At 75.7% G+C, this 26,998-nt stretch carries 17 protein-coding genes; 10 read left to right on the top strand and 7 right to left on the bottom strand.

Annotated elements, in window-relative coordinates; all coding sequences use genetic code 11:
• From HOP40_RS35470 to HOP40_RS15750, 3 genes are read right to left on the bottom strand one after another with little or no spacing between them, the layout of a single operon-like run.
• A complete protein-coding gene (locus HOP40_RS35470; RefSeq protein WP_205347202.1) occupies positions 1-2,040 on the bottom strand; it encodes an adenylate/guanylate cyclase domain-containing protein in 2,040 nt (679 codons plus the stop codon).
• On the bottom strand, positions 2,033-2,701 hold the full coding sequence (locus HOP40_RS15755; protein ID WP_172159286.1) for a Crp/Fnr family transcriptional regulator: 669 nt from the start codon (positions 2,699-2,701) through the stop codon (positions 2,033-2,035). The genes HOP40_RS35470 and HOP40_RS15755 overlap by 8 nt, the downstream gene beginning before the upstream one ends.
• Positions 2,702-2,759: 58 nt before the next feature.
• On the bottom strand, positions 2,760-4,688 hold the full coding sequence (locus HOP40_RS15750; RefSeq protein WP_172159283.1) for an Hsp70 family protein: 1,929 nt from the start codon (positions 4,686-4,688) through the stop codon (positions 2,760-2,762).
• A 279-nt stretch (positions 4,689-4,967) separates the two neighbouring features.
• On the opposite strand from HOP40_RS15750, the gene HOP40_RS36425 reads away from it, so the two are divergent.
• The 8 genes from HOP40_RS36425 (at position 4,968) to HOP40_RS15710 (ending at position 17,700) form a co-directional block, all read left to right on the top strand.
• A complete protein-coding gene (locus HOP40_RS36425; RefSeq protein WP_172159281.1) occupies positions 4,968-5,516 on the top strand; it encodes a hypothetical protein in 549 nt (182 codons plus the stop codon).
• 272 nt (positions 5,517-5,788) lie between these two features.
• A complete protein-coding gene (locus HOP40_RS15740; RefSeq protein WP_172159279.1) occupies positions 5,789-6,385 on the top strand; it encodes a hypothetical protein in 597 nt (198 codons plus the stop codon).
• An 8-nt stretch (positions 6,386-6,393) separates the two neighbouring features.
• Positions 6,394-8,223 carry a dynamin family protein gene (locus HOP40_RS15735; RefSeq protein ID WP_172159277.1) on the top strand — a complete coding sequence of 610 codons (1,830 nt, stop codon included), beginning with the start codon at positions 6,394-6,396 and terminating at the stop codon, positions 8,221-8,223.
• Positions 8,220-9,695: a dynamin family protein gene (locus tag HOP40_RS15730; protein WP_240157701.1), complete on the top strand. Its 1,476-nt coding sequence runs from the start codon at positions 8,220-8,222 to the stop codon at positions 9,693-9,695. Before HOP40_RS15735 ends, HOP40_RS15730 begins: the two co-directional genes overlap by 4 nt.
• Positions 9,696-9,856: 161 nt before the next feature.
• Positions 9,857-11,326, top strand: coding sequence for a helix-turn-helix transcriptional regulator (locus HOP40_RS15725; protein ID WP_172159275.1), 1,470 nt, complete (start codon positions 9,857-9,859; stop codon positions 11,324-11,326).
• A gap of 146 nt (positions 11,327-11,472) precedes the next feature.
• Positions 11,473-14,031: a carboxylate--amine ligase/circularly permuted type 2 ATP-grasp protein gene (locus HOP40_RS15720; RefSeq protein ID WP_172159273.1), complete on the top strand. Its 2,559-nt coding sequence runs from the start codon at positions 11,473-11,475 to the stop codon at positions 14,029-14,031.
• A 61-nt stretch (positions 14,032-14,092) separates the two neighbouring features.
• Complete coding sequence (locus HOP40_RS15715; RefSeq protein WP_172159271.1) at positions 14,093-15,871, top strand: N-acetylglutaminylglutamine amidotransferase; 1,779 nt, start codon at positions 14,093-14,095, stop codon at positions 15,869-15,871.
• Positions 15,847-17,700 (top strand): S9 family peptidase, encoded by a 1,854-nt coding sequence (locus tag HOP40_RS15710; RefSeq protein ID WP_172159269.1) that lies wholly within the window; start codon positions 15,847-15,849, stop codon positions 17,698-17,700. The genes HOP40_RS15715 and HOP40_RS15710 overlap by 25 nt, the downstream gene beginning before the upstream one ends.
• On the opposite strand, the gene HOP40_RS15705 is transcribed toward HOP40_RS15710, so the two are convergent.
• From HOP40_RS15705 to HOP40_RS15695, 3 genes are all read right to left on the bottom strand, one after another.
• The gene (locus HOP40_RS15705; protein WP_172159267.1) at positions 17,675-19,201 is read right to left on the bottom strand and encodes a serine/threonine-protein kinase; all 1,527 of its coding nucleotides are present in this window, start codon (positions 19,199-19,201) and stop codon (positions 17,675-17,677) included. The two genes, HOP40_RS15710 and HOP40_RS15705, sit on opposite strands and share 26 nt — an antisense overlap.
• Before the next feature lie 344 nt (positions 19,202-19,545).
• On the bottom strand, positions 19,546-21,486 hold the full coding sequence (locus HOP40_RS15700; protein ID WP_172159265.1) for an apiosidase-like domain-containing protein: 1,941 nt from the start codon (positions 21,484-21,486) through the stop codon (positions 19,546-19,548).
• A 106-nt stretch (positions 21,487-21,592) separates the two neighbouring features.
• Complete coding sequence (locus HOP40_RS15695) at positions 21,593-23,005, bottom strand: aldehyde dehydrogenase family protein (protein WP_172159263.1); 1,413 nt, start codon at positions 23,003-23,005, stop codon at positions 21,593-21,595.
• 176 nt (positions 23,006-23,181) lie between these two features.
• Here HOP40_RS15695 and HOP40_RS15690 point away from each other — a divergent pair, with 176 nt between their 5' ends.
• Complete coding sequence (locus tag HOP40_RS15690; protein ID WP_172159261.1) at positions 23,182-23,616, top strand: CBS domain-containing protein; 435 nt, start codon at positions 23,182-23,184, stop codon at positions 23,614-23,616.
• A 57-nt stretch (positions 23,617-23,673) separates the two neighbouring features.
• On the opposite strand, the gene HOP40_RS15685 is transcribed toward HOP40_RS15690, so the two are convergent.
• Complete coding sequence (locus tag HOP40_RS15685; RefSeq protein ID WP_172159259.1) at positions 23,674-24,282, bottom strand: mycothiol-dependent nitroreductase Rv2466c family protein; 609 nt, start codon at positions 24,280-24,282, stop codon at positions 23,674-23,676.
• Positions 24,283-24,384: 102 nt separating this feature from the next.
• Between HOP40_RS15685 and pepN the strand changes: the two genes are divergently transcribed.
• On the top strand, positions 24,385-26,940 hold the full coding sequence (pepN, locus tag HOP40_RS15680; RefSeq protein WP_172159249.1) for an aminopeptidase N: 2,556 nt from the start codon (positions 24,385-24,387) through the stop codon (positions 26,938-26,940).
• Positions 26,941-26,998: the final 58 nt, after the last annotated feature.

Genomic DNA, 26,998 nt, shown 5'->3' with positions numbered 1-26,998 from the left:
CTAGGCGGGCAGGGCCTTCAGGCGGAACGCCGTGACGGGCCCGCGGCGGCCCTTGACCGCGAGCTCCCCCAGCGCCTCGACGTCCGTGTCCGCGGGCAGCAGCGCCCGCGTGGCCTCCCCGATCACGACCTGCCCCGGCTCGGCGACCGACTCCAGCCGCGCGGCGACGTTCACGGCGTCGCCCATCGCGTTGAAGTTGCGCAGCGCGGTGCTGCCGATGTTGCCGACGAGCGCGGGCCCGGTGTTGACCCCGACGCGGAACGTGGGGCCGTCGTCGTCGGCGATCGCGGCGATGCCCTCCTGCAGGGCGAGCGCGGCGCGGACGGCCCGCACGGCGTGGTCGGGCTGGCGGGCGGGCGCGCCGAACAGCGCCATCATCGCGTCGCCGACGAACTGCACGACCGTGCCGCCCTCGGCCAGCACGGCCGCCGTCGCCACCTCGAAGTAGCGGTTGAGCAGCACGACGATCTCCTCCGGGCTCGACCGCTCGGAGAACGTCGTGAAGCCGCGGAGGTCGGCGAACACCGCCGTGACGTCGACGACCGCGCCGCCGAGCGCGGCCTGCGCGGGGTCGGCGAGCAGCGCCGTGGCGACGTCGGGCGACATGTACGCGCGGAACAGCCCGTCGAGCTGGTGGTAGAGCCGTGCGTTCTCCATGCCCATCGAGAGCTGGCTGGCCAGGGACGCGAGCAGGGAGCGGTCGCGGTCGCCGAACCCGCCGGGGCGCCGGACGAGGAGCACGCCGGCGGGGAGGTCCTTGACGGTCAGCGGGCAGGCGAGCACGTCGTCGCCGGTCTCGACGGGGTCGAGCCCCTCGGGCAGCGCGACGGGCGCGGTCCACGTGGGGTCGGTGCTCAGGGCGCCGGGCCAGCGCAGGTCGCCGTCCTCGAGCAGGCCGATGCGGACGGCGTGGCCGTCGAAGCCGTCGGCGACGCGGGTGACGGCGCGGCGCAGGAGGTCGTCCTCGGCGAGCCGGACGCGCGACTCGTGCCCGATCGCCACCAGCACGCCCAGGCGCCCGATCTGCTCGCGCTCCCCCCGCAGCGCCGACGCGGCCCGCCCGAGCACCGCGGTCTGGCCCTCGGTCAGCCCGAACCGCGACGCCATCCCCGCGGTGATCAGCCCCATCTCGTCGGCGGAGATCTCCCCCGCCTCCTGCCGGCGCACCGCCGACACCAGCGCCTCCAGCGCGGCCCCGTACTCCGCGCGCACGGCCTGCACCGTCTCCTCGGTGCGCACCCCGTCGAACAGCCCGGTGGTGGCGCCCTCGGCCTGGTACCCCGCGTACGCGCTGTAGCCGATGTAGCCGAACGCCAGCGCCATCAGCACGTGCCACAGCCACCACGTCAGGTGCCAGCTCGGCCCCAGCACCACGGCGACCATGGCCTCGGCCAGCAGCACGTTGGCCGTGAGGATCGACAGCAGCATCACCGAGCGGCGGCGGCGGTAGAGCTGGTAGTAGCGGACGGTGACGACGCCGTAGAGCACCACCGAGATCCCCGCGACGACGACGAGCGGGCCGGAGAGCCGCTCCGCCAGCGCCGGGTCGGCCAGCGGCGGCAGCCCGGCGAGCGACACCACGCCCCACAGGGCGGCGATCGCGAGCAGCCCGCGGCGCAGCCACGGGGCCAGGCGCAGGACCGTCGCCGACGGCAGGTCGACGACCGACGCGGCGGTGCACAGCGCCGCCAGCGCCAGCCCGACCGGCGTGGCGAGCGCGAACCCGCCGTTGCGGCTCCCGAGCAGCACCCCGGGCGTGGCCAGCGCGTGCAGCCCGAGGAACAGCGCGGCGGCCAGGAACCCGAGCCCGACCAGCAGCAGGCGGGCGTCGTCGTGGCGGCGGGCGGCGCGCGCGACCAGCACCGACAGGCCGACGTTGAGCGCGGCGGCGAGCGCGATCAGCCAGAAGTGCGTCGGGTGGTGCTCCAGGCGCACGTCGGCGGCGGGCACGGCGAGCAGCAGCCACAGCCCGGCCAGCGGCAGCGCGAGGTGGAACGCCCAGACCACGACGCGCGCGGGCACGCCCCGGGTGTCAGCCACGGGCCCTCCGGCGCAGGCCGTCGAGGTCGAGCACGGTCATCGTCCGGCGTCCGGTGGTGAGCAGGCCGCGGTCGCGCAGCACCCGCAGCGCCTTCGCCACGGCCTCCCGCGACGCCCCGACCCACCCGGCGAGCTCGTCCTGCGAGAGCGGCACCGGGATGCGGACGCCGTCGGGCACGGGCTCGCCGAACCGGTCGGCGAGCTCGACGAGGCGCCCGGCGACGCGCGCGGCGATGTCGAAGGCGCCGAACTCGACGCGCTTGCGGTCGGCGTCGCGCAGGCGGGAGGTGACCAGCCGCAGCAGCGCCATCGCCGCGCCCGGCTCGCTGGAGAGGAAGGCGACGAAGTCCGGCACCGGCACGACGAGCGCCACCACCGGCTCCAGCGCGGCCACCGACGCGCCGCGCTCGGTGCCGTCGATCGCCGACAGCTCGCCCAGCAGGGCGCCGGGCCCGCGCACCGCGAGCAGCACCTCCTCGCCCTGCTCGGTGATCGAGAAGACCTTCACGCGGCCGCTGACGACGACCACCACGGTGCTCGACCGGTCGCCCTCCAGGAACAGCGTGGCGCCCGCGGGCCAGCGCCGGTGCCGGCCCCGCGCGGACAGCGCGGTGCGCCCCGCGTCGTCCAGACCGGCCAGGAACTCCTCGGGTTCGAGCATGCGACCTCCGCGCCGACCGGTGCCGGAGTCTTCCACCGCCGACGGCGCGGGGCCAGGGTCACGCCGCTCCGGTCGGATCGGCGGCGGGGGCGAGGTCCGCGGGATCGACCGCGGGCGCGTCCGGGACGACGGGCACGACCGCACCCTCGACGGCCGCCGGGGCCGCCGACGTCGAGCCCTCGGCCGCCCCGGTGTCCGGCGGGGCGGTGGTGGGGTCGGTCGTCGTGGGCGGTGCTGTGGTCGGGTCGATCGTGGGCGGGGCCGTGGTCGGGGCGGGCGGCGCCGCGGTCCGGGGGGCGGTGCGTGGGGCCGGCTCGGGCTCGGGCTCCGGGGCCGGCGGCTCGGGCTCGGGCTCGGGCTCGACCGGTTCCGGCGCGGCGGTCGTGGTGGTCGGGGCGGCGGGCTCGACCCGGCTCAGCGTCGTCGGGTCCGGCGTCGCGGCGGAGGCGTCCGGTCCCGCGCGGTTCGCGAACAGGATCGCCCCGCCCAGCACGCCGGCGGCCAGCACGCTCGCCGCCGCCGCGGCGAGGACGCGCCGCGGGATCGCGCGCCGCGTCGCGGCCGCCTCGACCTCCGCGAACGGGCGCGCCGGCCGGGGCGGCCGCAGGGCCCGGGTGACCGGCGGCTCCCCCGCCGGCCCGGGCCCGGCGGCCCCGCGGCCCGGACCCCCGACGGCCGCGCCACCCACCGCAGCACCGCCCGCGGCAGCACCGCCCACCGCAGCACCGCCCGCGGCCGCACTCCCGACCGCCGCCCCCCGCACCGGCACGGCGCGCACGGTCGCGTCCCGCGCCGCCGCGTCCCGCACCGACCCCTCCCGCGACGCCGCGGCCCGCAGCGCCGCCACCCGGGCGGCCGAGCCGTCGTCGGTGGACATCGCCCCGGCGCCGTGCGCGGCCAGCGCCTCCGCCGCGGGCGCCGACGCCCCCCGCGCGACGAGCGCCGCCCCGGCCGCGATGACGCCCTTCGGGTCGACGTCGGCCGATGCGGGACGCCCGATGCCGGCGGACACGAGCTCGGTCACCAGCGGCATCCGCGACGAGCCCCCGACCAGCAGCAGCGTCGCGACGTCGGCGGGCGCGACCCCCGCGGACGCCAGCGCCCGCGCCAGCGCGTCGACCGTCTCGGCGATCGCCGGCCGGACCATGTCCTCGAACTCGGCGCGCCCCAGCCGCACCCGCGTGTGCAGCCCGGGCAGCATCACCGGCACCTGCACGACGGTGTCGACCGACAGCGCCTCCTTCGCCGCGGTGCACTCCCGCCGCAGCCGCGCGACGGCCTCCAGGACCGCGGGGTCGGTGCCGTCCAGCTCCGCCCAGGCGGGTCCGATCGCGTCGCGGACGTGGGCGAACACGGCCTCGTCGAAGTCGACGCCGCCGAGCCGCTCGATCCCCTCCGGCGTCCCGAGCAGCGCGAACCCGCCCCGCGGGTCCTTGCGCACCACGGCGGCGTCGAAGGTGCCGCCGCCCAGGTCGTAGACGGCGACGACCGACCCGGCCTCGACGCGCTCGGCGCTCGCGTACCCGACGGCGGCGGCCTGCGGCTCGGAGAGCAGCACCAGCGGCCCGACGCCCTGCGCGGCCAGCGCGGCCCGCAGCGCGGCGGTCTTGTGCGGACCCCAGCCGGCCGGGTGCGTCACCGCGATCCGCGACGGCGGGCCGCCCTCGCGCTGCGACACCTGCCGGACCAGCGCAGCGACGAACCGCGCCGCCAGCACCTCCGCCGGCACGGGCTCGCGGCCGACGAGGACGGGCGTCGGGTCGCCGATGCGGCGCTTGAACTCGCGCACGACGCGGTCGGGGTCCGACAGCGCGCGGCGCTCGGCGGCCTCACCGAGCAGGAACGAGCCGTCGGCGCCCGCGAACACCGCGGAGGCGACGGCGTGCCCGTGCTCGCCGAGCGGCACGGGCTCGGCCGTGCGGGCGCCGTCGCGGCAGACGGCGGCCGCCGACCACGTCGTGCCCAGGTCCACACCCAGCTGGTACATCGCTTCTCCTCCGTGACCGCTCGCCGGGGCCCGTCGGGGTACGGGGCGCCGTGAGGAGCAGGACGTCAGCATCACCGCGGCGGATGCCCGCGGGCCGGAAGTACCGGGCGGATCCCCTACCGCCCGCCGGTACCGGCCCGGGATCCCGGTACGGCGGCCGCGGCGGACCGGGGGTCGCCCGGATCCGCGGGGGTGCCCCCGGAGCCCATGGTTCTCGGCAACCGGCAAGCAGCGCCGGTGGGCGCGACCCGGCGCCGACCCGACACGCAGGAGAACACCATGACCGGCTCGTTCAACGTCGAGAGCTTCATCGCCAACCTCAACGAGGACCTCGACCTCGACCAGAACCTCCTCCAGGACTCCGACCAGCAGAACGAGAGCGCTCAGGTCTCCGACCAGGAGACGACGCAGGTCGGCGACCAGGACCAGGACGTCACCACGGCCACCAGCACCGAGGGCGGCAACGGCGGCGACGGCGGCCTGGCCGTCGGCGGCGACGCCAGCGGCGGTTCCGGCCTCGGGATCGGCGGCAGCTCGGGCGGCATCGCCCAGGGCGGCGGCAACAACGCCGACGGCGTCAACATCAACTTCGGTGACACCGGCGACGCCAACGGCACCGGCACGGGCGGCGACGGCGGCTTCGGCGGCAACGCCGACGCCTCCGGCGGGCGCGGCGGCGACGCCGACTCCGACGTCGACGTGGACGCCGACGCCACCCAGGTCCTCGACTCGGACCAGGACAACGACCAGGACTCGGACCAGGACAACGACTCCGACCAGGACGCCGACGCCGACGCCGACCTGGACCTGACCAACTTCATCAGCTGACGCACTCCCCACCGGCCCCGCCCGCGCGCGTCGCGGACGGGGCCGGTGGCCGACCCGGAGGTGGACCGCCGTGCTCGCCATGTCCCAAGTGATCGAATTCCTCCTCGACCTGATGGGCGACGAGGGCAAGCTGCAGCAGTTCGAGCTGAACCCGCACCGCACCATCGAGGAGGCCGGCCTCCAGGGCCTGACCGGCCAGGACGTGCGCGACGCGCAGCTCCAGATGTCGGACTCCGGCGTGCTCCGCCCCGACGGGGACGGCGGCGGAGGCAGTGGCGGAGGCGGCGGGGGCGGGGGGCGGCGGCGGTGGCGGTGGCGGGGGTGGCGGCGGGAGCCAGCGCTCCCAGCACGACGACCCCGTCCGCGAGATCCACCACACGACCACGCACTACGAGGTGACCGAGGTCGGCCCGCAGATCATCCAGATCGACGACCGCGACGTCATCTTCAACGACTCGTTCAACTCCGACGACGACGTCACGATCATCGACGACTCGTTCAACGACAGCTCGTCGGTCGTCAACGACGTCACGGCGATCCAGGACAACGACACGATCATCAACGACAACGACACGATCGACATCGAGGACAACGACACCACGGTCGAGGACGACGACGCCGTCGCCGAGGACGGCACCCCCGAGCCCGTGAACCCGCCGGTCGGCATCGGGATCGAGGACGTCGTCGGGCCCGCCGAGGAGCCGGAGGCCACCACGCAGGTCGAGCCGGAGCAGGGCGAGCCGGAGCCGGTGGTGGAGGAACCGGTCGTGGCGGAGGTCGAGCCGGAACCCGAACCGGAGCCCGAGTCCGAGGTCGAGGCCGACGTCGAGCCCGAGCTCGAGGCCGACGTCGACGCCGCGATCGTCTAGGTGACGCCATGAGCGGGACAGCAGGGACCGACCCCGCGCAGGCCGTCGACCGCGCCCTCGCGGCGATCGCCCGCTACGAGCGCCCCGACCTCGACGAGCGGCTGCGCGTCTCGCGCACCCGCGTGCTCGACGGGCGGGTGCGGGTGCTGGTCGTCGGCGAGTTCAAGCAGGGCAAGTCGATGCTGGTCAACGGCCTGGTCGGGGCCCCGGTCTGCCCGACGTTCGACGACATCGCCACCGCGGTGCCGACGGTCGTGCGGCACGCCGAGGCCGTCACCGTCACGCTGGTGCGCCGCGGCGGGCCGGGCACCGAGCCCGTGCGCGTCGACGTCCCGGCCGCCGACCTGGCCGCGCACGTCTGCGAGCAGGGCAACCCGGGCAACCGCGAGGGCTGGAGCCACGTCGAGGTCGGCGTGCCCCGGCCGGTGCTCGCGGGCGGGCTGGAGCTCGTCGACACCCCCGGCGTCGGCGGGCTCCAGTCGGTGCACGGCGCGGCGACGATGTCGGCCCTGCCGTCGGCCGACGCCGTGCTGCTCGTCTCCGACGCCTCCCAGGAGTACACGGCGTCGGAGATGGAGTTCCTGCGCCACGCCGCGTCGGTCTGCCCGACGGTCGCCTGCGTGCTCACCAAGACCGACCTCTACCCGGAGTCGGCGCGCATCGCCGAGCTCGACCGCGGGCACCTGGCGGCGGCGGGGATCAGCGCCGAGCTGTTCGAGGTGTCGTCGACGCTGCGCTGGCACGCCGTCGTCACCAACGACGCCGAGGCCAACGCGGAGTCGGGGTTCCCCGCGCTCGTCGGCTACGTCCGCAAGCGGGTGCTGGGCCAGGCCGACCGCATCGCGCGGCGCGGGGTCGTCCACGACGTCCTCGCCGTGACCGACCAGATCGCCGGGAGCCTGCGCGCCGAGCTGACGGCCCAGGACCCGGAGGCCGCGGCCGCGCTGATGGCCGGGCTGACGGCGGCGCAGGAGCGGGCGACCGCGCTCAAGGAGCGCTCGGCGCGCTGGCAGCAGACGCTCAACGACGGCGTCGCCGACCTCAACGCCGACATCGACTACGACCTGCGCGACCGCATGCGCGAGATCAGCCGCCTCGCCGAGGACGAGCTCGCGGCCGTCGGCGACCCGACGAAGGTGTGGGACCAGTTCGCGGGCTGGGTGCAGCAGGAGGTCGCGAACGCGGCCGCGGCCAACTTCGTCTGGGCCACCCAGCGCGCCCGCCACCTCGCCCACCAGGTCGCCGAGCACTTCTCCTCCGACCGCGACCAGCTGCTGCCCGCCCTGCGCAACGACCCGTCGGACGCGCTGCGCTCGGTGCGCGGGATGGCGGTGCCCGGCGCGGAGTCGTTCGGCGTCGGGGCCAAGGCGCTGACCGGCATGAAGGGCGGCTACATGGGCATGCTGATGTTCGGCATGATCGGCAGCATCGTGTTCGGCTCGATCTTCAACCCGATCGGGATCGGCGCCGGCATCGTGATGGCCGGCAAGTCGGTCGGCGACGAGCGCAAGCGGATCGTCACCAAGCGGCAGAACGAGGCCAAGACGGCGGCCAAGCGCTACGTCGACGACGTCACGTTCCAGGTCGGCAAGGACTCCCGTGACCGCCTGCGCGCGGTGCAGCGCGACCTGCGCGACCACTTCACCGAGCAGGCCGAGCAGCTCAAGCGCTCGCTGGCGGAGTCGCAGCAGGCGGCCGAGCGGGCGGTCAAGCAGTCCCACGCCGAGCGGGCCGCGCGGCACGCCGAGATCACGGCGGAGCTGGCGGCGCTCGAGGCGGTGCGGGCGGACGCGCGGGCGCTGCTGCCCCGGCCCGCCAAGCAGGCGGTCGCGTCGTGAGCCTCCTGGCCGCCACCCGCCGCGTGCTGCTGCTGGCGATCGAGACCCACCGCGACGACCCGGCCGTCGTCGCGCGGATGCAGGCGCAGCTCGCGCGGCTCGACGAGCCGCTGCGCGTCGCGATCGCCGGGAAGGTCAAGGCGGGCAAGTCGACGCTGCTCAACGCGCTGGTCGGCGAGCACGTCGCCCCGACCGACGCCGGGGAGTGCACGCGGGTCGTCACCTGGTACCGCGACGGCCGCGTCCCGCGGATCGTGCTGCACCCCAAGGTCGGCGGTCCCGTCCCGCTGACGGTCCGGCGCGCGGACGGCGCGCTCGTCATCGACATGGAGGGCGCGTCGGCCGACGACGTCGAGCGGCTCGTCGTCGACTGGCCGTCGGAGAGCCTGCGGTCCTCGACGCTGATCGACACCCCCGGGATCGCGTCGACCTCGGTGCAGACGTCCCGGCGGACCGTGGCCTTCCTCGACCCCGACGACGACACCCCCACCGAGGCCGACACCGTCGTCTACCTCATGCGCCACCTGCACGCCGCCGACGCCGAGTTCCTGGAGTCCTTCCGCGATCGCGGGGTCGCCCGGGCGACGGCCGTCAACACCGTCGCGGTGATCTCCCGCGCCGACGAGATCGGCGGCGGGCGCGTCGACGCGATGTTCTCCGCACGCGGCATCGCGGCGCGCTACCGGTCGGACCCGACGGTGCGCGGGCTGTGCCAGGACGTCGTCGCCGTCGCGGGGCTGCTCGCGCAGACCGGGCGGACGCTGCGCCACGCCGAGCACACCGCGCTCTCCGCGCTCGCGGCGCTGCCGCGCGAGGACCTCGAGTCGGCTCTGCTGTCGGTCGCCCGCTTCCGCCGCGGCGGCACGGCCCCGGGCGACGGGCCCGACGAGCGCGAGCGGCTGGTGCGCCGGTTCGGGCTGTTCGGCATCCGGCTCTCGGCCAGCCTGATCCGCCAGGGCGCGACGACGCCCGACGCTCTCGCGGCCGAGCTCGTCGCGCGCAGCGGGCTCACCGAGCTGCAGAACGTGCTGCACACGCAGTTCACCGGCCGCCGCGACCTGCTCAAGTCGCGGTCGGCACTGCTGGCCGTGGAGTCGCTGCTGACGGGCACGCGCCGCGACGGCTCGCTGGCCCGCGAGGTCGAGCGGGTGCTCGCCGGGGCGCACGAGTTCGCCGAGCTGCGCCTGCTGGGGGCGCTGCGCTCGGGCGCGGTCGCCCTGCCGGAGGCGGCGGCGCGGGAGGCCGAGCAGCTGCTCGGCGACGCCGGCGCGGCCCCCGCCGCGCGCCTGGGCCTGCCGGTCGGGGCCCCGCCCGGCGAGGTGCGGCACGCCGCGTTCGGCGCGCTGGAGCGCTGGCGGCGCCACGCCGCCAACCCGATGCTGGCCCGGGGCGCGACCGACGCCTGCCACACCGTGATCCGCACGTGCGAGGGCATCCTCGCCGGGCTGCCGCGGCCGGTCCGCGCGCCCTGAGCGGTATCAGGCGGCCCGGGGCGTCCTCCTCCGTGTCGGGTCCGACGGACACTCCGCAGTGTGTACGGGCACACGGAGTGCCACGCCGATCCGGCACAGCATGGGCGGACACCACAGCAGGGGGTAGCAGCCATGCCGCACACCGAGAAGCGGAGCACACCGTGACCGCGCCCGCGGTCACCGAGGCCGGCGACGCGGCCCGCGCCGAGCAGGCGTGGGCGCGCGGGGACGCCCTGGCCGCCATCGACGCCGCCGACCGCGCGCTCGCCGGGGGCGAGGACCCCGGGGCCCGCGCCGCCGGGGTCGCCGCCGCGGCCGGGGCCGCCGACGGCGCCCTCCTCGACGCGGCGGGCCGCTGGCGCGCCATCTCCGCCGTCCTCGACACCGACGGCGCGCAGGCCGCCGCGGTGTGGGCCACCGCCCGCGCCGCGCTGCTCCGCGCGCTGGCCGGGGACGTCGCCGGCGGCACCGCCGACCTCGCGGACGCCCGCGACCGGCTGCCCGACCCCGCCCCGCGCGGCCTGACCGTCCTCGTCGACGGGTCCGCGGCGGCCCTCGACGCGCTGCGCGGGGCCGTCGAGCCCGCGGCGCGGCGCCTCGCGGGCCTCGCCGCCGCGACCGTCCCGCCCGACGCGCTGGCGCCCGAGCAGTGGGGCGAGCTGGCGGCCACCGTCGCCGCCGCGGGCGGGCACGAGCGGGCCGCCCGCGCGATGCTCGAGCCGGTCCCCGGCACGCTGCCGACCACCCGCCAGCGCCTGCTCGCCGCCTGGCTGGACCTGCGCTCGGGACGCCTGTCCGACGCCCGCGAGGCCCTGGCCGACGTCGGCGGCACCGCCGTGCTGCGCCGCAACGCCGTGCTGGCCGCGGCCGTCGGCGTCGGGCTGGCCCGCCGCGGCAGCGACCCGGCCGCGCTCGCCGTCACCTGGGACCGGGTCGCGCCGGTGGTGGCCGGAGCCGACGTCGAGCCGTTCCTGATCGACGCCTGGGGCGAGCTGTCCGTCGCCGCCGCGCTCGTCGGCGACCCCTCGGCCGACCTGCCCGGCGCGATCGCCGCCGCCGTCGCCGCCGCCGGGTCGCCCTGGTGGGCCGAGGCGTCGCGGCTGTGGTGGGCGCTGGAGCGGGCGGTCGTCGCCGACGACGCCGCCGCCGCCCGCGCCGCGGCCGGGCCGCTGGCGGCGCTGGCCGTCGACCAGCCCCTGCTGCGGGTCCGCGCCCAGGCCGCCGCCGTCTGGGCCGCGGTGCTCGACGGGGACGTCGACGCGACCGCCGTCGACGCCGTCGCCACCGCCCTGGATCGGGCCGGGCGGCCGTGGGAGGCCGCGGCGCTGTGCCGCGAGGCGACTGCGCGGGCCGGCGCCCCGGCCGTGGCCCGGGCGCTGATGGAGACCGGCCGCCGCCTGCGCCCGGCCCGCGGACCCCGCCGGGCCGCCGGCTCCGACGAGCTGTCGGACCGGGAGCGCGAGGTCGGCGCGCTGGTGGTCGACGGGCTCACGCACAAGGAGATCGGGGCGCGGCTCTACATCTCCCCCAAGACCGTGGAGCAGCACGTGGCGCGGCTGCGGCAGAAGCTCGCCGCCGCGACGCGCGCCGACCTCGTCGCCGCCCTCCGGTCCCGCCTGGGCCCGGCGTGACCGCCGGGTGCGCCGTCCGGTTCGTCCGACCGGCGCAACTCAGGTTGGAGGACGGCCCGGGTGGGGCAGTCTGCGCCCGTGACCGAGCATCCGCGGGACACCGCCACGCAGCACGCCCGTAACAACCGCCACCTAGCGTCGCGGGCATGACCGCGCTGCCCCTGCTCGGGGCGGAGGAGGAGTTCCACGTCGTCGACCTGGAGTCCCGACGCTCCGCTCCCGAGGTCGACGCCCTGCTCGCCCGCCTCGACGGTGCCGAGTTCGCCCCCGAGCTGCAGCGCTCGCTCGTGGAGACCAACTCGCCGGTCTGCGCCACCCTCGACGACCTGCGCCACCACCTGCGCCGGCTCCGCGCCTCCCTGGAGTCGGCCGCCGAGCCGCTCGGGCTGGGCGTGGTGGCGGCGGGCACCGTGCCGCTGACCCACGAGGGCGACGCGATCTCCGCGGGCGCCCGGTTCGAGCGGATGCAGCACGAGTACCAGCTGCTGGTCAGCGAGCAGCACATCTGCGGGGCGCAGGTGCACGTCGACGTCCCCGACCGCGACGTGGCCGTGCAGGTCGTCCGCCGCGTCGCCCCCTACCTGCCGACGCTGCTGGCGATCTCGGCCAGCTCGCCGTACTGGCGCGGGCGCGACTCCGGCTACGCGAGCTTCCGGTCGATGGTGTGGTCGCGCTGGCCCACCGCCGGCCCGCCCGGGAACGTCGAGACCGCCGCCGACTACGACGCGATGGTGGCCGAGCTGATCGCGTCGGGGACGATCAGCGACCCCGGGATGGTCTACTTCGACATCCGGCCGAGTTCCCACCTGCCCACGGTCGAGCTGCGCGTGTGCGACGCCTGCCCCCAGGTCGACGACGTCGTGCTCATCGCCGGGCTGTTCCGGGCGCTGGTCGGGCGCGCCCGCGCCGACCTCGACGCCGGGCTGCCGCTGCCGGCGTCGCGCCACGAGCTGCTGCGCGCGGCGAGCTGGCGCGCGGCGCGGTCGGGCCTGGAGGGCGACCTCGTCGACCTCGTCGGGCCGAGCCTGGTCTCGCCTCCCCTGGTCGTCGGCCAGCTCGTCGACCACCTGCGCCCACAGCTGGAGGAGCTCGGCGACTGGGAGCAGGTGCTGGAGCTCTCGCAGGCCGCGCTGGGCCGGGGCAGCGCGGCGGCCCGCCAGCGCCGGGCCTACGGGCGGCGCGGCGAGTTCACCGACGTCGTCGACGCCCTGCTGGCCCACACCCAGGGCCGCACCCCCGCCTTCGAGCCCCCCGCGACCGTGCCCCGCAGCCCGGCGCTGCTCACCGCCTACCACCCGACGGCGTTCGACGAGGCCGTCAGCGAGGGCGGCACCGTCCTGCCGCACTACGGCTTCCTGTTCCGCGCGCTCGACCGCATGGGCCCGCGCGGGATGGTCGCCGCGGAGAGCGCTCTGCGCACCGAGCAGCGGGCCCGCGGCGTCACCTTCCGCGTCGCCGACGGGGAGCCCGACCGGCTGTTCCCGCTCGACCTGGTGCCCCGGATCGTCACCGCCGAGGAGTGGTCCGGGCTCAGCGCCGGGCTGGCGCAGCGCGTCCGCGCCCTCGAGGCGTTCGTCCGCGACGTCTACGGCGAGCGGCGCATCGTCGCCGACGGCGTCGTGCCGGCCGCGGTCGTGGAGAACGCGCCGGGCTGGAGCCGGCTGGGCAAGCTCTGCCCCGCCGACGCCGTCCGGATCGCCGTGGCCGGCATCGACCTCGTGCGCGACCACGCCGACCACTGGCTCGTGCTCGAGGACAACCTCCGCGTCCCCTCCGGCATCGGCTACTCGATCACCAGCCGGCGCCTGATCCGCAGCGTGATGCCCGACCTGGAGCCGCCGGCGGGCGTCGTCGGGCTGGAGCCGGTGCCCGGACGCCTGCGCTCCGCGCTGCTCTCGGCCACCGAGCCCGACGAGCCCGGCGCCGACGAGGTCGCGCTGCTGTCGCAGGGCCCGGCCGACTCGGCGTACTTCGAGCACCGCCTGCTCGCCGACCAGATGGGCGTGCCGCTGGTGACCCCGCGCGAGCTGCAGGTCACCGAGGAGGGCGTGTACCTGGTGGGCACCGGGGCGCGGAGGCGGCTCTCCGCGCTCTACCGCCGCATCGACGAGAACGCGCTGATGGCCGCGCCCGGTGCCGACCAGCGGCTCATCGGCCGCGCGATCGGCAACGCGGTGGCGCGCGGCAAGGTCGCGCTGCTCAACGCGCTGGGCAACGGCGTGGCCGACGACAAGCTCGTCTACGCCTACGTCCCCGAGATGATCACCTACTACCTCGACGAGCCGGTGCTGCTCGCCAACGTCCCCACCTACCCCTGCGTCGACGCCGACCGGCGGGCCGAGGTGCTCGACCGGCTCGACCAGCTCGTCCTCAAGCCCGTCGACGGCTACGGAGGGCAGGGCATCGTCATCGGCCCGCACGCCGACCGCGCCGAGCTGGCCGAGGTGGCAGCCGCCATCCGGGCCGATCCCGCGGGCTGGGTGGCGCAGGACCTCGTCGCCCTCTCCACCCACCCCACCTTCTCGGAGGGCAAGCTCGAACCGCGGGCGGTCGACCTGCGGGCGTTCGTGCTGCAGTCCCGGCACGGCGACGGCGCGCAGGTGGAGGTGCTGCCCGCGGCGCTGAGCCGGGTCGCCCCGGCCGGCAGCATGATCGTCAACTCCTCGCGCGGGGGCGGGGCGAAGGACACCTGGGTCCTGCGCTGACCGACCGGATCCCTGCCACCCCGTTCACACGACGGAAACATTCGGCGGAGACGCTGTCGTCATGTGCGGTATCGCGGGAGAGATCAGCTGGCGGGGTGCGGCGGACGTCGAGGCCGTCGCCCGGATCACCGCGGCCATGGAGCCGCGGGGCCCGGACGGCTCGGGCGTGCACGCGAGCGGCCCGATCGCGCTCGGCCACCGCCGCCTGAAGATCATCGATCTCTCCGAGCGCGGGTCGCAGCCGATGGTCGACCCCGAGCTGGGGCTGGCCGCGGTGTTCAACGGGTGCATCTACAACTACCGGGAGCTGCGGGTCGAGCTCGAGGGCCACGGCTACCGCTTCTTCTCCGACTCCGACACCGAGGTCCTGCTCAAGGCGTTCCACCGCTGGGGCGCGGCGTGCGTCGAGCACTTCCTGGGGATGTTCGCCTTCGCCGTGGCCGAGCGCGACACCGGCGTGCTGGTGCTGGGCCGCGACCGCCTGGGCATCAAGCCGCTGTACCTGGCCGAGGGGCCGGGGCGGCTGCGGTTCGCCTCGTCGCTGCCGGCGCTGGTCGCGGGCGGTGACGTCGACACCTCGATCGACCCGGTCGCCCTGCACCACTACATGAGCTTCCACGCCATCGTCCCGGCCCCGCTCACGATCCTGGCCGGGGTGCGCAAGCTGCCGCCCGCGACCGTCCGCACGGTGAAGCCCGACGGGTCGTCGACCGAGCACGTCTACTGGCGCCCCCAGCACGTCCGCCGCCCCGCCGACGCCGGGATGGACGCCCGCGACTGGGCCGACGCGACCCTGGAGGCGCTGCGCCTGGCCGTGCGCCGGCGGATGGTGGCCGACGTCCCGGTCGGCGTGCTGCTCTCGGGCGGGCTCGACTCCTCCCTCGTCGTCGCCCTGCTCGCCGAGGAGGGCCAGACCGGGCTCAAGACGTTCAGCGTCGGGTTCCACGCCGCCGGCGGGGAGTCCGGCGACGAGTTCGTCTACTCCGACCTCGTCGCCGAGCACTTCTCCACCGACCACCGCCAGATCCTCGTCGACCCGGCCCGGATGCTGCCCGCCGTCGACGCCGCGATCGCGGCGATGGCCGAGCCGATGGTCAGCCACGACTGCGTCGCGTTCCACCTGCTGTCCGAGGAGGTCGCGAAGGACGTCACGGTCGTGCAGTCCGGGCAGGGCGCCGACGAGGTGCTGGCCGGCTACAGCTGGTACCCGCCGCTGGCCGAGGTGCCGCGCGAGCACGCCGTCGAGGCCTACCTCGCCGGGTTCGCCGACCGGCCGCACGGCGACATGGCCACGGTGCTGCAACCGCAGTGGCTGCTCGACCACGACCCCAGCCGCGCGTTCGTCGCCGCGCACTTCGCCGAGCCCGGCGCCGACAGCACGCTCGACGCCGCCCTGCGCATCGACTCCACCGTCATGCTGGTCGACGACCCGGTCAAGCGCGTCGACAACATGACGATGGCGTGGGGGCTGGAGGCGCGCGTGCCGTTCCTCGACCACGAGCTCGTCGAGCTCGCCGCGGCGTGCCCGCCCGAGCACAAGCTCGCGCTCGGGGGGAAGGGCGTCCTGAAGTCCGCGGCACGCGGTGTCGTGCCCGACGGAATCATCGACCGCCCCAAGGGGTACTTTCCGGTACCGGCCATCCGGCACCTGTCGGGGCCGTTCCTCGACCGCGTCCGCGACGCCGTCACCGATCCGGTGGCCGTCCGCAGGGGCCTCGCCCGTCCCGAGTGGATCGCGGAGATGCTGGCCGACCCGAACACGACCCGCACCAACCTGGGCTCCAACGCGTTGTGGCAGGTAGCGCTGCTGGAGATGTGGTTGCAGGAGAGGGGGATCTGATCGCCGAGATCACCGGGCCCACCACCGGCCCCACCAGCTACCTCGACGCCGTCACGGCTCCGGACGGCGCGTCACTGGCGTGGGTCTCCGACGCCTCCGGGCGCCCGCGCGCGTGGACGGGTGCCTTCGACGGGCTCGTCCTCGGTCCCGCCCGGCCGGTGCCGCAGTTCGACGAGGACGTGCAGGCGCTGAGCTGGTCGCCCGACGGCCTGTGGCTGGCCGCGCAGCTCGCCCCTGGCGGCGGCGAGCGCACCCGCGTGCGCCTGATCGGGCCCGACGGCACCGTCGACATCGCGCCGGCCGCGCGGGCGGTCACGCTCGGGTCCTGGTCGAAGGGCTGCGGGCGGCTCGGTGTGACGATCCTGGGCGACGACGGCGACGGCCAGGCGTGCCTCGTCGACGTCCGCGACGGCACCTCCACGGTCCTCGCCTCCGGCCCCGCCGCCCGCGTCTGCGCGATCAGCGGCGACGGGAAGCGCGCGGTCGTGCGACTGGGCCGGCGCGGTGCGCGCGAGCTCGAGCTCGTCGACCTGCGCTCGGGCCTGCGCACCCCGCTGCTGCCCGGCGGCGGCGCCGTCGTCGCCGACGCCCGGTTCGACCGCTCCCGCCTCTACGTCCACACCGACGCGGGCCACGACCGGCCGGTGCTGCTCGCCGTCGACCTGCGCGGCCGCTCGGCCACCCGCGTGATCGCCGCGCGCGACGACGCCGACCTCGACGTCGTCGCCCTCGACCCGGAGGCGTCGCGGCTCACGCTCGTCTGGAACGTCGACGGGCGCAGCGAGCTGGAGCTGCTCGACCTGCGGTCCGGGCGGGCCGAGCCGCTCACCGCACCCCCCGGCGACGTCGTCACCTCCGTCGCGTTCACCCGGGACGGCCGCGCGCTGCTGGTCGGCAGCGAGGGCCCGACGGTGCCGCCGCGGATCTCGCACGTGCCGCTGTGGCCCGGCGGGGTCGCGGCGCCGCTGCTGGCCGACGCCCCGCCGCCCGGGCTCGTCGACCCCGACCTCGAGCGGTTCACCGCCGAGGACGGGCTGCCCCTCTCGGGCTGGCTGTTCCGGCCGCGGAGCACGCCCCGCGCCACCGGGGCGCGGCGCCCGCTCGGCCCGGTGCCGGTGCTGATCTGGCTGCACGGCGGGCCGGAGTGGCAGGAGCGGCCGGTGTACCAGCCGCTGTTCCAGGCGCTGCTCGCCGCCGGGATCGCGGTGTTCGCGCCGAACGTGCGCGGGTCGACCGGGTACGGCCGCGCGTTCGTCTCGGCCGACGACGGGCCGCGGCGGCACCAGTCGATCACCGACGTGCGCGCCGCGGTGCGGTTCCTCGTCGACTCCGGGCACGCCGACCCCGCGCGCGTCGGCGTCGGCGGGCGCTCCTACGGCGGCTACCTGACGCTCGTCGCGCTGGCCTGGTACCCGGAGTTGTTCGTCGTCGGCGTCGACGTGTGCGGCATGTCCGACCTGCACACCTTCTACCGCGACACCGAGCCGTGGATCGCGACGGCGGCCACCACCGAGTACGGCGACCCGTCGACCGAGGCGGCCCTGCTGCGCGAGCTGTCCCCCATCCACCGCGCCGACCGGATCACCGCGCCGCTGCTGGTCGTGCACGGCGAGGAGGACACGAACGTGCCGATCGGCGAGGCCTCGCAGATCGTCGCGGCGCTGCGCGAGCGCGGCCGGGCGCCGGGGTTGCTGCTGTTCCCGGGCGAGGGCCACGAGGTGCGCGGGGTCGAGAACCGGGAGCGGTTCGTCGACGAGGTGGTGCGGTGGGTGTCGGGTCCGCTGCTCGACGCGGACCTCGACGTCATCGACGGCCGAAGGACTGGATGACGGGCGAGCCGCCCTCCTCGGCGACGACGAACCGGTAGGCCTCGCTCGAGGTGGCGCCGTCGCGCGGGTCGAAGACGACGGTGGCCTCCACGACGCCGTCGCCGGCCGAGCGCGCGTCCTGCAGCGTCACCGAGTCCATGCCGCCGTAGAAGTTGTCGAACCCCGACTTCCCGCCCGACGCGGACTGCGCCTGCGGGCTGAGCAGCGCCCACGCGGAGTCGGTGTCGCCGGGCAGCAGCGAGTAGTAGCCCTGCACGAACGACACCGCGTCGACCGGGGCCGCCGGGGGCTCGGTGCTGCTGGGCGTGGGCGTCGGCGTCGGTGTGGTGGTGGACGGCGGCGCGCTCGTGGTGGTCGTGGCGGACTCGGTGGTCGTGGCGGGCTCCGAGGTCGGCGTGGCCGGGACCTGCGCCTGCGGTGTCTCGCCCGACTGGTTGAGCAGCAGCGCCGTGACGATCCCGCCGGCGACGACGAGCGCGGCCAGCACCCCGGCGAGCACCGCGACCCGGCGGCGGCGCCGACCTGCGGGCGCGGGGGCCGCGGGCGCGGCGGCGGCCGACCCGACGACCGTGCCCGGGTTCGGCTCGGCGCCGCGCGGCGGCAGCACCGCTGCCGTCCGGACCGTCGGGCGCGGGGCGACCACGGTGGTCGCCGTGTACCCGTCCTTGCCCGTCGCGACGAGGGCGAGCTCGTCGCGGGCCTGCGCGGCCGTGGGGCGGTCCTGGGGCTCCTTGGCCAGCAGCCGCATCAGCACGGGCGCGAGCGGCCCGGCCTGCTGCGGCGGGTCGACCTCGCCGGTGGCGACCTTGTGCAGCAGCGCGTACGCGTTCTCGTCGAGCCCGAACGGCGGGATGCCCTCGACGGCCGCGTAGAGCGTGGCGCCGAGCGCGAACACGTCCGACGGCGCCGCGGGCTCGTGGCCGCGCGCGATCTCCGGGGCGAGGAACGCGGGGGTGCCGGCGATGAGGCCGGTGCGGGTGAGCTGCACGTCGTCGACCGCGCGGGAGACACCGAAGTCGGTGAGCTTGACCCGCCCGTCCTCCCCGATCAGGACGTTGCCCGGCTTGACGTCGCGGTGCACGACCCCCGCGAGGTGCGCGGCGGCGAGGCCGTCGGCGACCTGGCGGCCCATGTCGGCCGCGGCGCGCGGCTCCATCGGGCCCTTGCTGGAGAGCACCTGGGCCAGCGACTGCGACGGCAGGTACTCCATGACCAGCCACGGCCGGTCCTCGTGGATGACGACGTCGAACATGCTGATGACGTGCGCGTGCTGCAGCCGCGCCCCGATCCGGCCCTCCCGCATCAGGCGCTGGCGGGCCTCCTCGGCCCCCTCCGCCCCGTTGCCGCGCGAGGCGGCCGCGAGCAGCTCCTTGAGAGCGACGGGCCGGTTGAGCAGCTCGTCGGTGCCCCGCCAGACCGCTCCCATGGCCCCGGCACCGATCCGCTCCTCGAGGCGGTACCGGTCGCCGATGCGGGTCGGGGGGTCCTCGGGCGCATTCATCACCCGCAAGGGTAGCGAGCGATCCTGGACACACCGACCGCACGGCCCCCACCCGCGTCCGCGGTCGTCGTGGCTGCTCGCCGGGCTGCTCGCCGGGCGGCGCGCAGAGGGCGGCGATCAAGGGCGGATGGTCGTGGTTCGTGATCCACTGGCGACCATCCGGCCTTGATCATCGCTGCTGGCGGCGCGTAGGTGGCCGTGGGGGACGGGCGGGCGGAAGGGACGGAGCGCGGGCGGCCGGGGCCGGTGCGCAGCGACCGCCGCACGCCGGTTCCGGTCCCCGCACACCAGTTGCAACCGGTGTGGGGGCGACGGAACTGGTGTGCGGGGCCTCGGGGGGTGGGTCAGCGGGGCAGGCCGAGTTTGGTGGCGCAGCCGGGCCAGGATCCGTAGCCGCCGCGGTCGTCGCGGACGCGGGTGGCGACGTCGATCTGCTGCTCGCGGGTGGCCTGGTCGGCGCGCGGGGCGTAGTCGGTGCCGCCGTAGTCGCTCCAGGTCCCCTCGTCGAACTGCAGACCGCCGTAGTAGCCGTTGCCGGTGTCGATGTCCCAGTCGCCGCTCGACTCGCACTGCGCCAGGCGGTCCCAGTCCTCGCCTCCCGCGGCGGGCTCCGGCTCGGCCGCCGGTTCGGGCTCGGCGGCGGGTTCGGGCTCGGCGGCCGGCTCGGGCTCGGGCGCGGGTTCAGGGGCGGGTTCGGCGGCGGGGTCCCCGGCATCCTCGGCCTCCGAGGCGGAGGCCGCGTCCTCCGAACCGGGGTCCCGGCCGCCCGCGCCGGTCAGGTCCTGGAGCGGGTCGTCCGCGTCCCCGGTCAGCGGGTCCTCGGTCAGCGGCTCCTCGGCGGGCGACTCGTCGGCAGGCGACTCGTCGGTCCCGTCCTCGACGCTCTCCTTCTCGGCGCCGTCGCCGGCGGAGTCCGAGCCGGCGGAGTCCGAGCCGCCGGAGTCGGCACCCTCGTCCCCGGCACCCTCGTCTCCCGAATCGGCCCCGGAACCGTCCTCCTCGGAGTCGCCGTCCTCGGACGAGGCGCCGTCCTCGGACGAGGCGTCCTCCGAGTCACCGTCCTCCGACTCGTCCACCTCGGAGTCGTCCACCTCGGAGTCGGCCCCATCGGAACCGTCCCCCGGCGCCCCCCTCCCCGCCCCCTCGTCGTCCACCACGAGCACCCAGTCCTCCTCGTCGGGAGGGCTGAAGGTCGTCGACCCGTCCGTCTCCACCGCGTCGAGCTCCGTCGCCTCCCCCGTCCGCGGGTCGAACCACCACGGCCGGCCGGTGTCGCCGTCGAGCGCCCCGAGGTCCAGGTCGACGTCCCCGCCCTCGGTGTACGCGACGACCGTGCTCCCGTCCTCCGCCAGCGCAGCGGGGACGTCGCCGTCGAGGGGCTCCAGCCGCGGCCGCGACTCCACCAGCGCCCGCACCCACCGCACCTGCTCCGCGCCGGGGGCGTCGAGGGCGTCCTCCCAGTCGTCCCGCGCCCCGTCGACGGCCGTGCGCCCGTCGTCGAGGAACTGCCCGACGGAGGTGTGGCCGTAGGTGGCGCCGGCCGCTCCGGACAGCACCGCCGACCACGCGTCCCGGCGCACGTCCTGCGCCGTGGCCCGCTCCCCCGGGGTCGACGACGGGCCGCAGCCCGGCCGGTCCTCCTCCACCGCCGCCCCGTCGACGAACGGCTCCCCCGCCTCGTACGCGCGCGTCCGCACCTCGGAGCGGTCGGCGCAGCCCTCGCCCGGGAGGACCGCGAAGCGGGGGTCGTCCGGCACCAGCACGACGTCACCGGCGGGAGCGAGGCGCTCACTGAGGAAGTCGGCCTGCTCGGCGCCGTCGGTCAGCGCCACGACGAGCCCCCGCGCGGACGCCTCGGACACGACGAACTCGGCGTGGTCCCAGAAGTCGTACGCCGCGTCGTCGGCCGGGTCCTCCCCCGCCGTGACGACGGGCTCCCCGCCGGCGAGCGGGGCGTCGCCGTACTGGTCGGCCGGGACGTCCAGCGACGCCCGGACCACGGTGAAGCCCTGCGCGGCGCGGGCGTCGAGGTAGCGGGTGACCTCGGTGCGGTTGAGGTCCTCCAGCAGGTCGGTCGCGGAGTCGGCCAGCCAGAAGAACGGCTCGCCGTCCCGCGTGAGCGACCGGCCCGCGACGGCGAGCGCCCCCGACCCGGCGCACCCGACCACGCCGAACAGGCAGTCGCGCGGCGGCCGGGGCCGGTCGAGCAGGAGCAGGCTCGCGGCGAGCACCGCGGCCACCGCGACGACGGCGACCAGCGGCAGGAACGGACGGGTCCGGGGCATGGGCGCGGACGCTAGGCACGGCGGCACCGCGGGCGGGGCCGGAACGGCAGGACCCGCGGACGCGACGACGGCCCCCACCGGGTGCGGTGGGGGCCGTCGTCGCAGGTCAGCGCTGGATCGACTTGATCTCCAGGAACTCCTCCAGGCCGAACCGGCCGAGTTCACGCCCGTTACCGCTCTGCTTGTAGCCGCCGAAGGGCGCGAGCGGGTTGAACGCGCCCCCGTTGACGTCGACCTGCCCGGTCCGCATCCGGCGCGCCACCGCCAGCGCGTGGTCGGGCTCGCCGAACACCGCGCCCGCGAGGCCGTAGACGGTGCTGTTCGCGATCTCGACCGCCTGCTCCTCGTCGGCGTACGGGATCACCGACAGCACCGGGCCGAAGATCTCCTCCTGCGCGATGACGGCGTCCGGCGCGACGCCGGAGAAGATCGTCGGGCGCACGTAGGCGCCCGGCCCGTCGACCTCCGCCCCGCTGAACGCGACGGTGGCGCCGTCGGCGCTGCCCCGCTCGATGTAGCCGTTGACGCGCTCCTGCTGCGCCGCCGACGACATCGGGCCGATGCGGGTGGTGTCCTGCGTCGGGTCGCCGACGGTGTACTTCGCGGCCGCGGCGACGGCCATCTCGACGATCTCGTCGTGCCGCGACGCGGGCACCAGCATGCGCGTCCACGCGGTGCAGGTCTGCCCGCCGTTGATCCAGGCGTTGCCCAGCCCGACCTTGACCGCCTTGGCGAGGTCGGCGTCCTCCAGGATCACGTTGGCCGACTTGCCGCCGAGCTCCAGCGCGACCCGCTTGACGGTGTCGGCCGCGACCACCGAGACGCGCTTGCCGGCGCGGGTCGAGCCCGTGAACGACACCATGTCGACGCCCGGGTGCCCGGCGATCGCCTCGCCGACGACCGGGCCCTCGCCGTGGACGATGTTGAACGCACCCGCGGGCAGCCCGGCCTCGGCCGCCACCTCGGCCAGGATCTGCGCCGACAGCGGCGCGACCTCGCTGGGCTTGAGCACGACCGTGCACCCCGCCAGCAGCGCGGGCGCGACCTTCGCGACGACCTGGTGCAGCGGGTAGTTCCACGGCGTGATCGCGCCGACGACGCCCACCGGCTCGCGGACGACCAGCGAGTTGCCGATCTCCTCGGTCCACGGGAACGACGACGCGAGCGACGCCACCCCGGCCGACGTGTACACGGGGAGCCCGGCCTGCACGGCCTTGGAGAACCCGATCGGCGAGCCCATCTCCGACGTCACCGCGGCCGCGATCTCCGCGCCGCGCGCCTTGAGGCCCTCGGAGATCCGCATGACGACGGCGGCCCGCTCGGCCACGTCGACCTGCGACCACTCGCGGAACGCGGCCTGCGCCGCCGTCACCGCCCGGTCGACCTCCGCGCCGGTGCCCTTCGGCACCGCCGAGACCACCTCACCGGTGGCCGGGTCGACCACCTCGATGCGCTCGCTCCCGCCGGCGACCCGCTCGCCGCCGATCCAGTGCCCGGTCACGTCCTCGCTCGATGCCATGCCCCGATCCTCACACGCCCGGCCGGGTGACGTCGCGACGACCGTTCGGCGCACCGATACCGGCACCCGGGTACAGCCGGGTCGATCGCGGGCGGGAGATCGCCCGGAGGGCTCCTCACCGGGGCCGGAGCGGGAGGACCATCGGCGGTGACGACGTCGAGCGGCTGGGAGATGCGATGAAGATTGCCGACATCCTCGCGACCAAGGGCCGGACGGTGCACTCCGTCCTGCCGTTCCGCACCGTGACCGAGGTGGCCAGACGCCTCGACGACCTCGGCATCGGCGCCGTGCTGGTCTGCGACGAGCACCGCACCGTCCGCGGCATCGTCTCCGAGCGCGACATCGTGCGGGCGGTCGCGCGGCAGGGGGCGGCGGTGCTGGACCGGCCGGTCTCCGAGGTGATGACGAGCAAGGTCCGCACGTGCGGCTCGCAGGAGACGGTGGCGCGCGCGATGGCGCAAATGACGGCGGGCCGCTACCGCCACCTGCCCGTCGTCGACGCCGGGCGCCTGGTGGGCATGGTCAGCATCGGCGACCTGGTCAAGCACCGCCTGCGCGAGATGGAGATGGAGACGGGCGTGCTGCGCGACGTCGTCATCGCCCGCTCGTAGGAACCACTCGCCCGCAGGGGCCCCGGACCACGCGGGGGCCCCTGCGGGCGGCGTGGATCAGGAGAAGTCGAGGTCCCCGCTGCGGGTCCGCTTCAGCTCGAAGAAGTAGGGGTAGCCGGCGAGCAGCACGGCCCCGTCGAAGACCTTGCCGGCCTCCTCGCCCTTCGGGATCTTCGTGAGCACCGGGCCGAAGAACGCGACGCCGTCGATGTGGATCGTCGGCGTGCCGACGTCCATGCCCACCGGGTCCATGCCGCGGTGGTGGCTCGCCTTGAGCTCCTCGTCGTACTCGGTGCTGGTGGCGGCGTCGGCGAGGGACTCGGGCAGCCCGACCTCGGCGAGGGACTCCGCGATCACCACGTCGAAGTCCTGGATCCCCTGGTTGTGGATCCGGGTGCCCATCGCGGTGTAGAGCGGGAGCAGGACGTCGGGGCCCTTCTCCTTCGCGGCGGCGATGGCGACGCGCACCGGCCCCCACGCCTTCTTCATCATCTCCTGGTACTCCTCCGGGAGGTCGCGGCCCTCGTTGAGCACCGCCAGGCTCATGACGTTCCAGGTCACCTCGACGTCGCGCACCTTCTCGACCTCGAGCATCCAGCGCGAGGTGATCCAGGCGAAGGGGCAGAGCGGGTCGAACCAGAAGTCGACCTTGCTGGGAGTGGTCATGTGAAGGGTCAACCCCGGCGGGACCGGACCGATTCCCGGGCGTCGGCCGGAGCCGTGTGGTGGGATGGCGCCCACTGCCCCCGAGAGAAGGTCGACTCCCGCATGGCTCCGCCGAACCTGACCCGATCCGACGCCGAGCGCCGCGCCGCACAGCTGGACGTCGCCGACTACACCGTCGCGATCGACCTCACCGACGGTGGCGGCAAGCCCGGCGAGGACACCTTCTCCACCGTCACGACCGTGCGCTTCACCTGCGCCGAGCCGGGGTCCGACAGCTGGATCGACCTGGTCGCCGCGGAGGTCGGCTCGGCCGTGCTGAACGGCGAGGCGCTCGACGTCTCGGGCTACCGCGAGGAGGACGGCATCGCGCTGCCGGGCCTCGCGGAGGAGAACGAGCTCCGCGTCGAGGCGCGGGGCCGCTACATGCACACCGGCGAGGGGCTGCACCGGTTCGTCGACCCCGTCGACGGCAGCGTCTACCTCTACTCCCAGTTCGAGACGGCCGACGCCAAGCGCATGTTCGCCTGCTTCGACCAGCCCGACCTCAAGGCCCGCTACACCCTCACGATCACCGCGCCCGCCGACTGGCAGGTCGTCGTCAACTCGGTGGTCGAGGAGACCTCCGAGGGCCCGGGCGGCTCGACCGTCCACCGGTTCACGACCAGCGAGATCATGAGCACCTACCTGGTGGCGCTGGTCGCCGGGCCGTACGCGGTGTGGCGCGACGAGCACGACGGGATCCCGCTGGGCATCTTCTGCCGCGCCAGCCTCGCGCCGCACATGGACCACGAGCGGCTGTTCACCGAGACCAAGCAGGGCTTCGACTTCTACCACCGCAACTTCGGGGTGCGGTACCCGTTCGGCAAGTACGACCAGCTGTTCGTCCCGGAGTTCAACGCGGGCGCGATGGAGAACGCCGGGGCCGTCACGTTCCTGGAGGACTACGTCTTCCGCTCCCGCGTCACGCGCCCGGTCTACGAGCGGCGCGCCGAGACGGTGCTGCACGAGATGGCGCACATGTGGTTCGGCGACCTCGTCACGATGACGTGGTGGGACGACCTGTGGCTCAACGAGTCGTTCGCGACGTTCGCCAGCGTCCTGTGCCAGGCCGACGCCACCGAGTACACAGAGGCCTGGACGACGTTCGCCAACGTCGAGAAGAGCTGGGCCTACCGCCAGGACCAGCTCCCCTCGACGCACCCGGTGGCCGCCGACATCCCCGACCTGCAGGCGGTCGAGGTCAACTTCGACGGCATCACCTACGCCAAGGGCGCGAGCGTGCTCAAGCAGCTCGTCGCCTACGTCGGGCTGGAGCCGTTCCTGGCCGGCCTGCGCGCCTACTTCACCAAGCACGCCTGGGGCAACGCCACGTTCGACGACCTGCTGGGCGCGCTCGAGCACTCCTCGGGCCGCGACCTGTCGGGCTGGGGCGCGCAGTGGCTGCGCACCACCGGGCTCAACATGCTCCGCCCCTCCTTCGACGTCGACACCGCGGGCGCGTTCGCCCGCTTCGAGGTCGTGCAGGGCGGCGCCCGCCCCGGCGCCGGAGAGCTGCGCACGCACCGCATCGCCGTGGGCGTCTACGACGACGACGGCTCGGGCGCGCTGGTGCGCACGCACCGCGTCGAGGTCGACGTCGAGGGCGAGCGCACCCCGGTCCCGGAGCTGGTCGGCGTGCCGCGCGGCAAGCTCGTGCTGGTCAACGACGACGACCTCACCTACTGCGCGCTGCGCCTGGACCCCGACTCGCTGGTCACCCTGATCGACCGCATCGGTGACATCGCCGAGCCGCTGCCGCGCACGCTGTGCTGGTCGGCGGCCTGGGAGATGACCCGCGAGGCCGAGCTCAAGGCCCGCGACTTCGTGGCGCTGGTGGCCGGCGGGTTCGGCGGGGAGACCGAGATCGGCGTGCTGCAGCGGCTGCTGCTGCAGGCCCAGACCGCCGTCTCCTCCTACGCCGACGACCGGTGGGCGGCCGAGCGCGGCTGGCCCCTGCTGGTCGACGCGCTGCTGTTCCGCCTCGACACCTCCCGCGGCGGGTCCGACACCCAGCTCGCCGTCGTCAACGCGCTGACCAGCAGCGTGCTCTACACCTCGGTGCTCGACGGGTTCGCGGGCTGGCTGGTCGACGTCGAGGTGCCCGAGGGCCTCACCGTCGACACCGACCTGCGCTGGCGCCTGCTGCAGGCGCTGGTGGCGCACGGCGCGGCCGCGCCGGAGCGCATCGAGGAGGAGCTCGCGGCCGACCCGACGTCGACAGGCCGGCGGCAGGCCGAGCGGGCCCGCTCGCTGGTGCCCACCGCCGAAGCCAAGGAGGAGGCCTGGCAGCGGGCCGTGCACGACGACTCGCTGCCCAACGCCGTCACCGAGTCGATCATCAGCGGGTTCGCGCACCCGACGCAGAAGGCGCTGCTCGCGCCGTACGTGGAGCGCTACTTCGCCGAGGTCGCGGGCGTGTGGGAGCGCCGCACGAGCGAGCACGCGCAGGCCGTGGTGATCGGGCTGTTCCCGTCGTGGGCCGTGGAGCAGGCGACGGTCGACGCCGCCGACGCCTGGCTCGCCGACGAGTCGCACCCGCCTGCGCTGCGCCGCCTGGTCACCGAGGGCCGGGCGGGCATCGTCCGGGCGCTCGGGGCGCGGGAGTTCGACCGCTCCTAGCCCGCCGCCGCTCGCTCCCGCCAGCAGCCGCGGGAGCGGCGCGGCCCTGGGCACCGCG

Source organism: Pseudonocardia broussonetiae (assembly GCF_013155125.1).
GTDB lineage: Bacteria > Actinomycetota > Actinomycetes > Mycobacteriales > Pseudonocardiaceae > Pseudonocardia > Pseudonocardia broussonetiae.
This window is presented reverse-complemented; position numbering and strand designations above follow the sequence as displayed.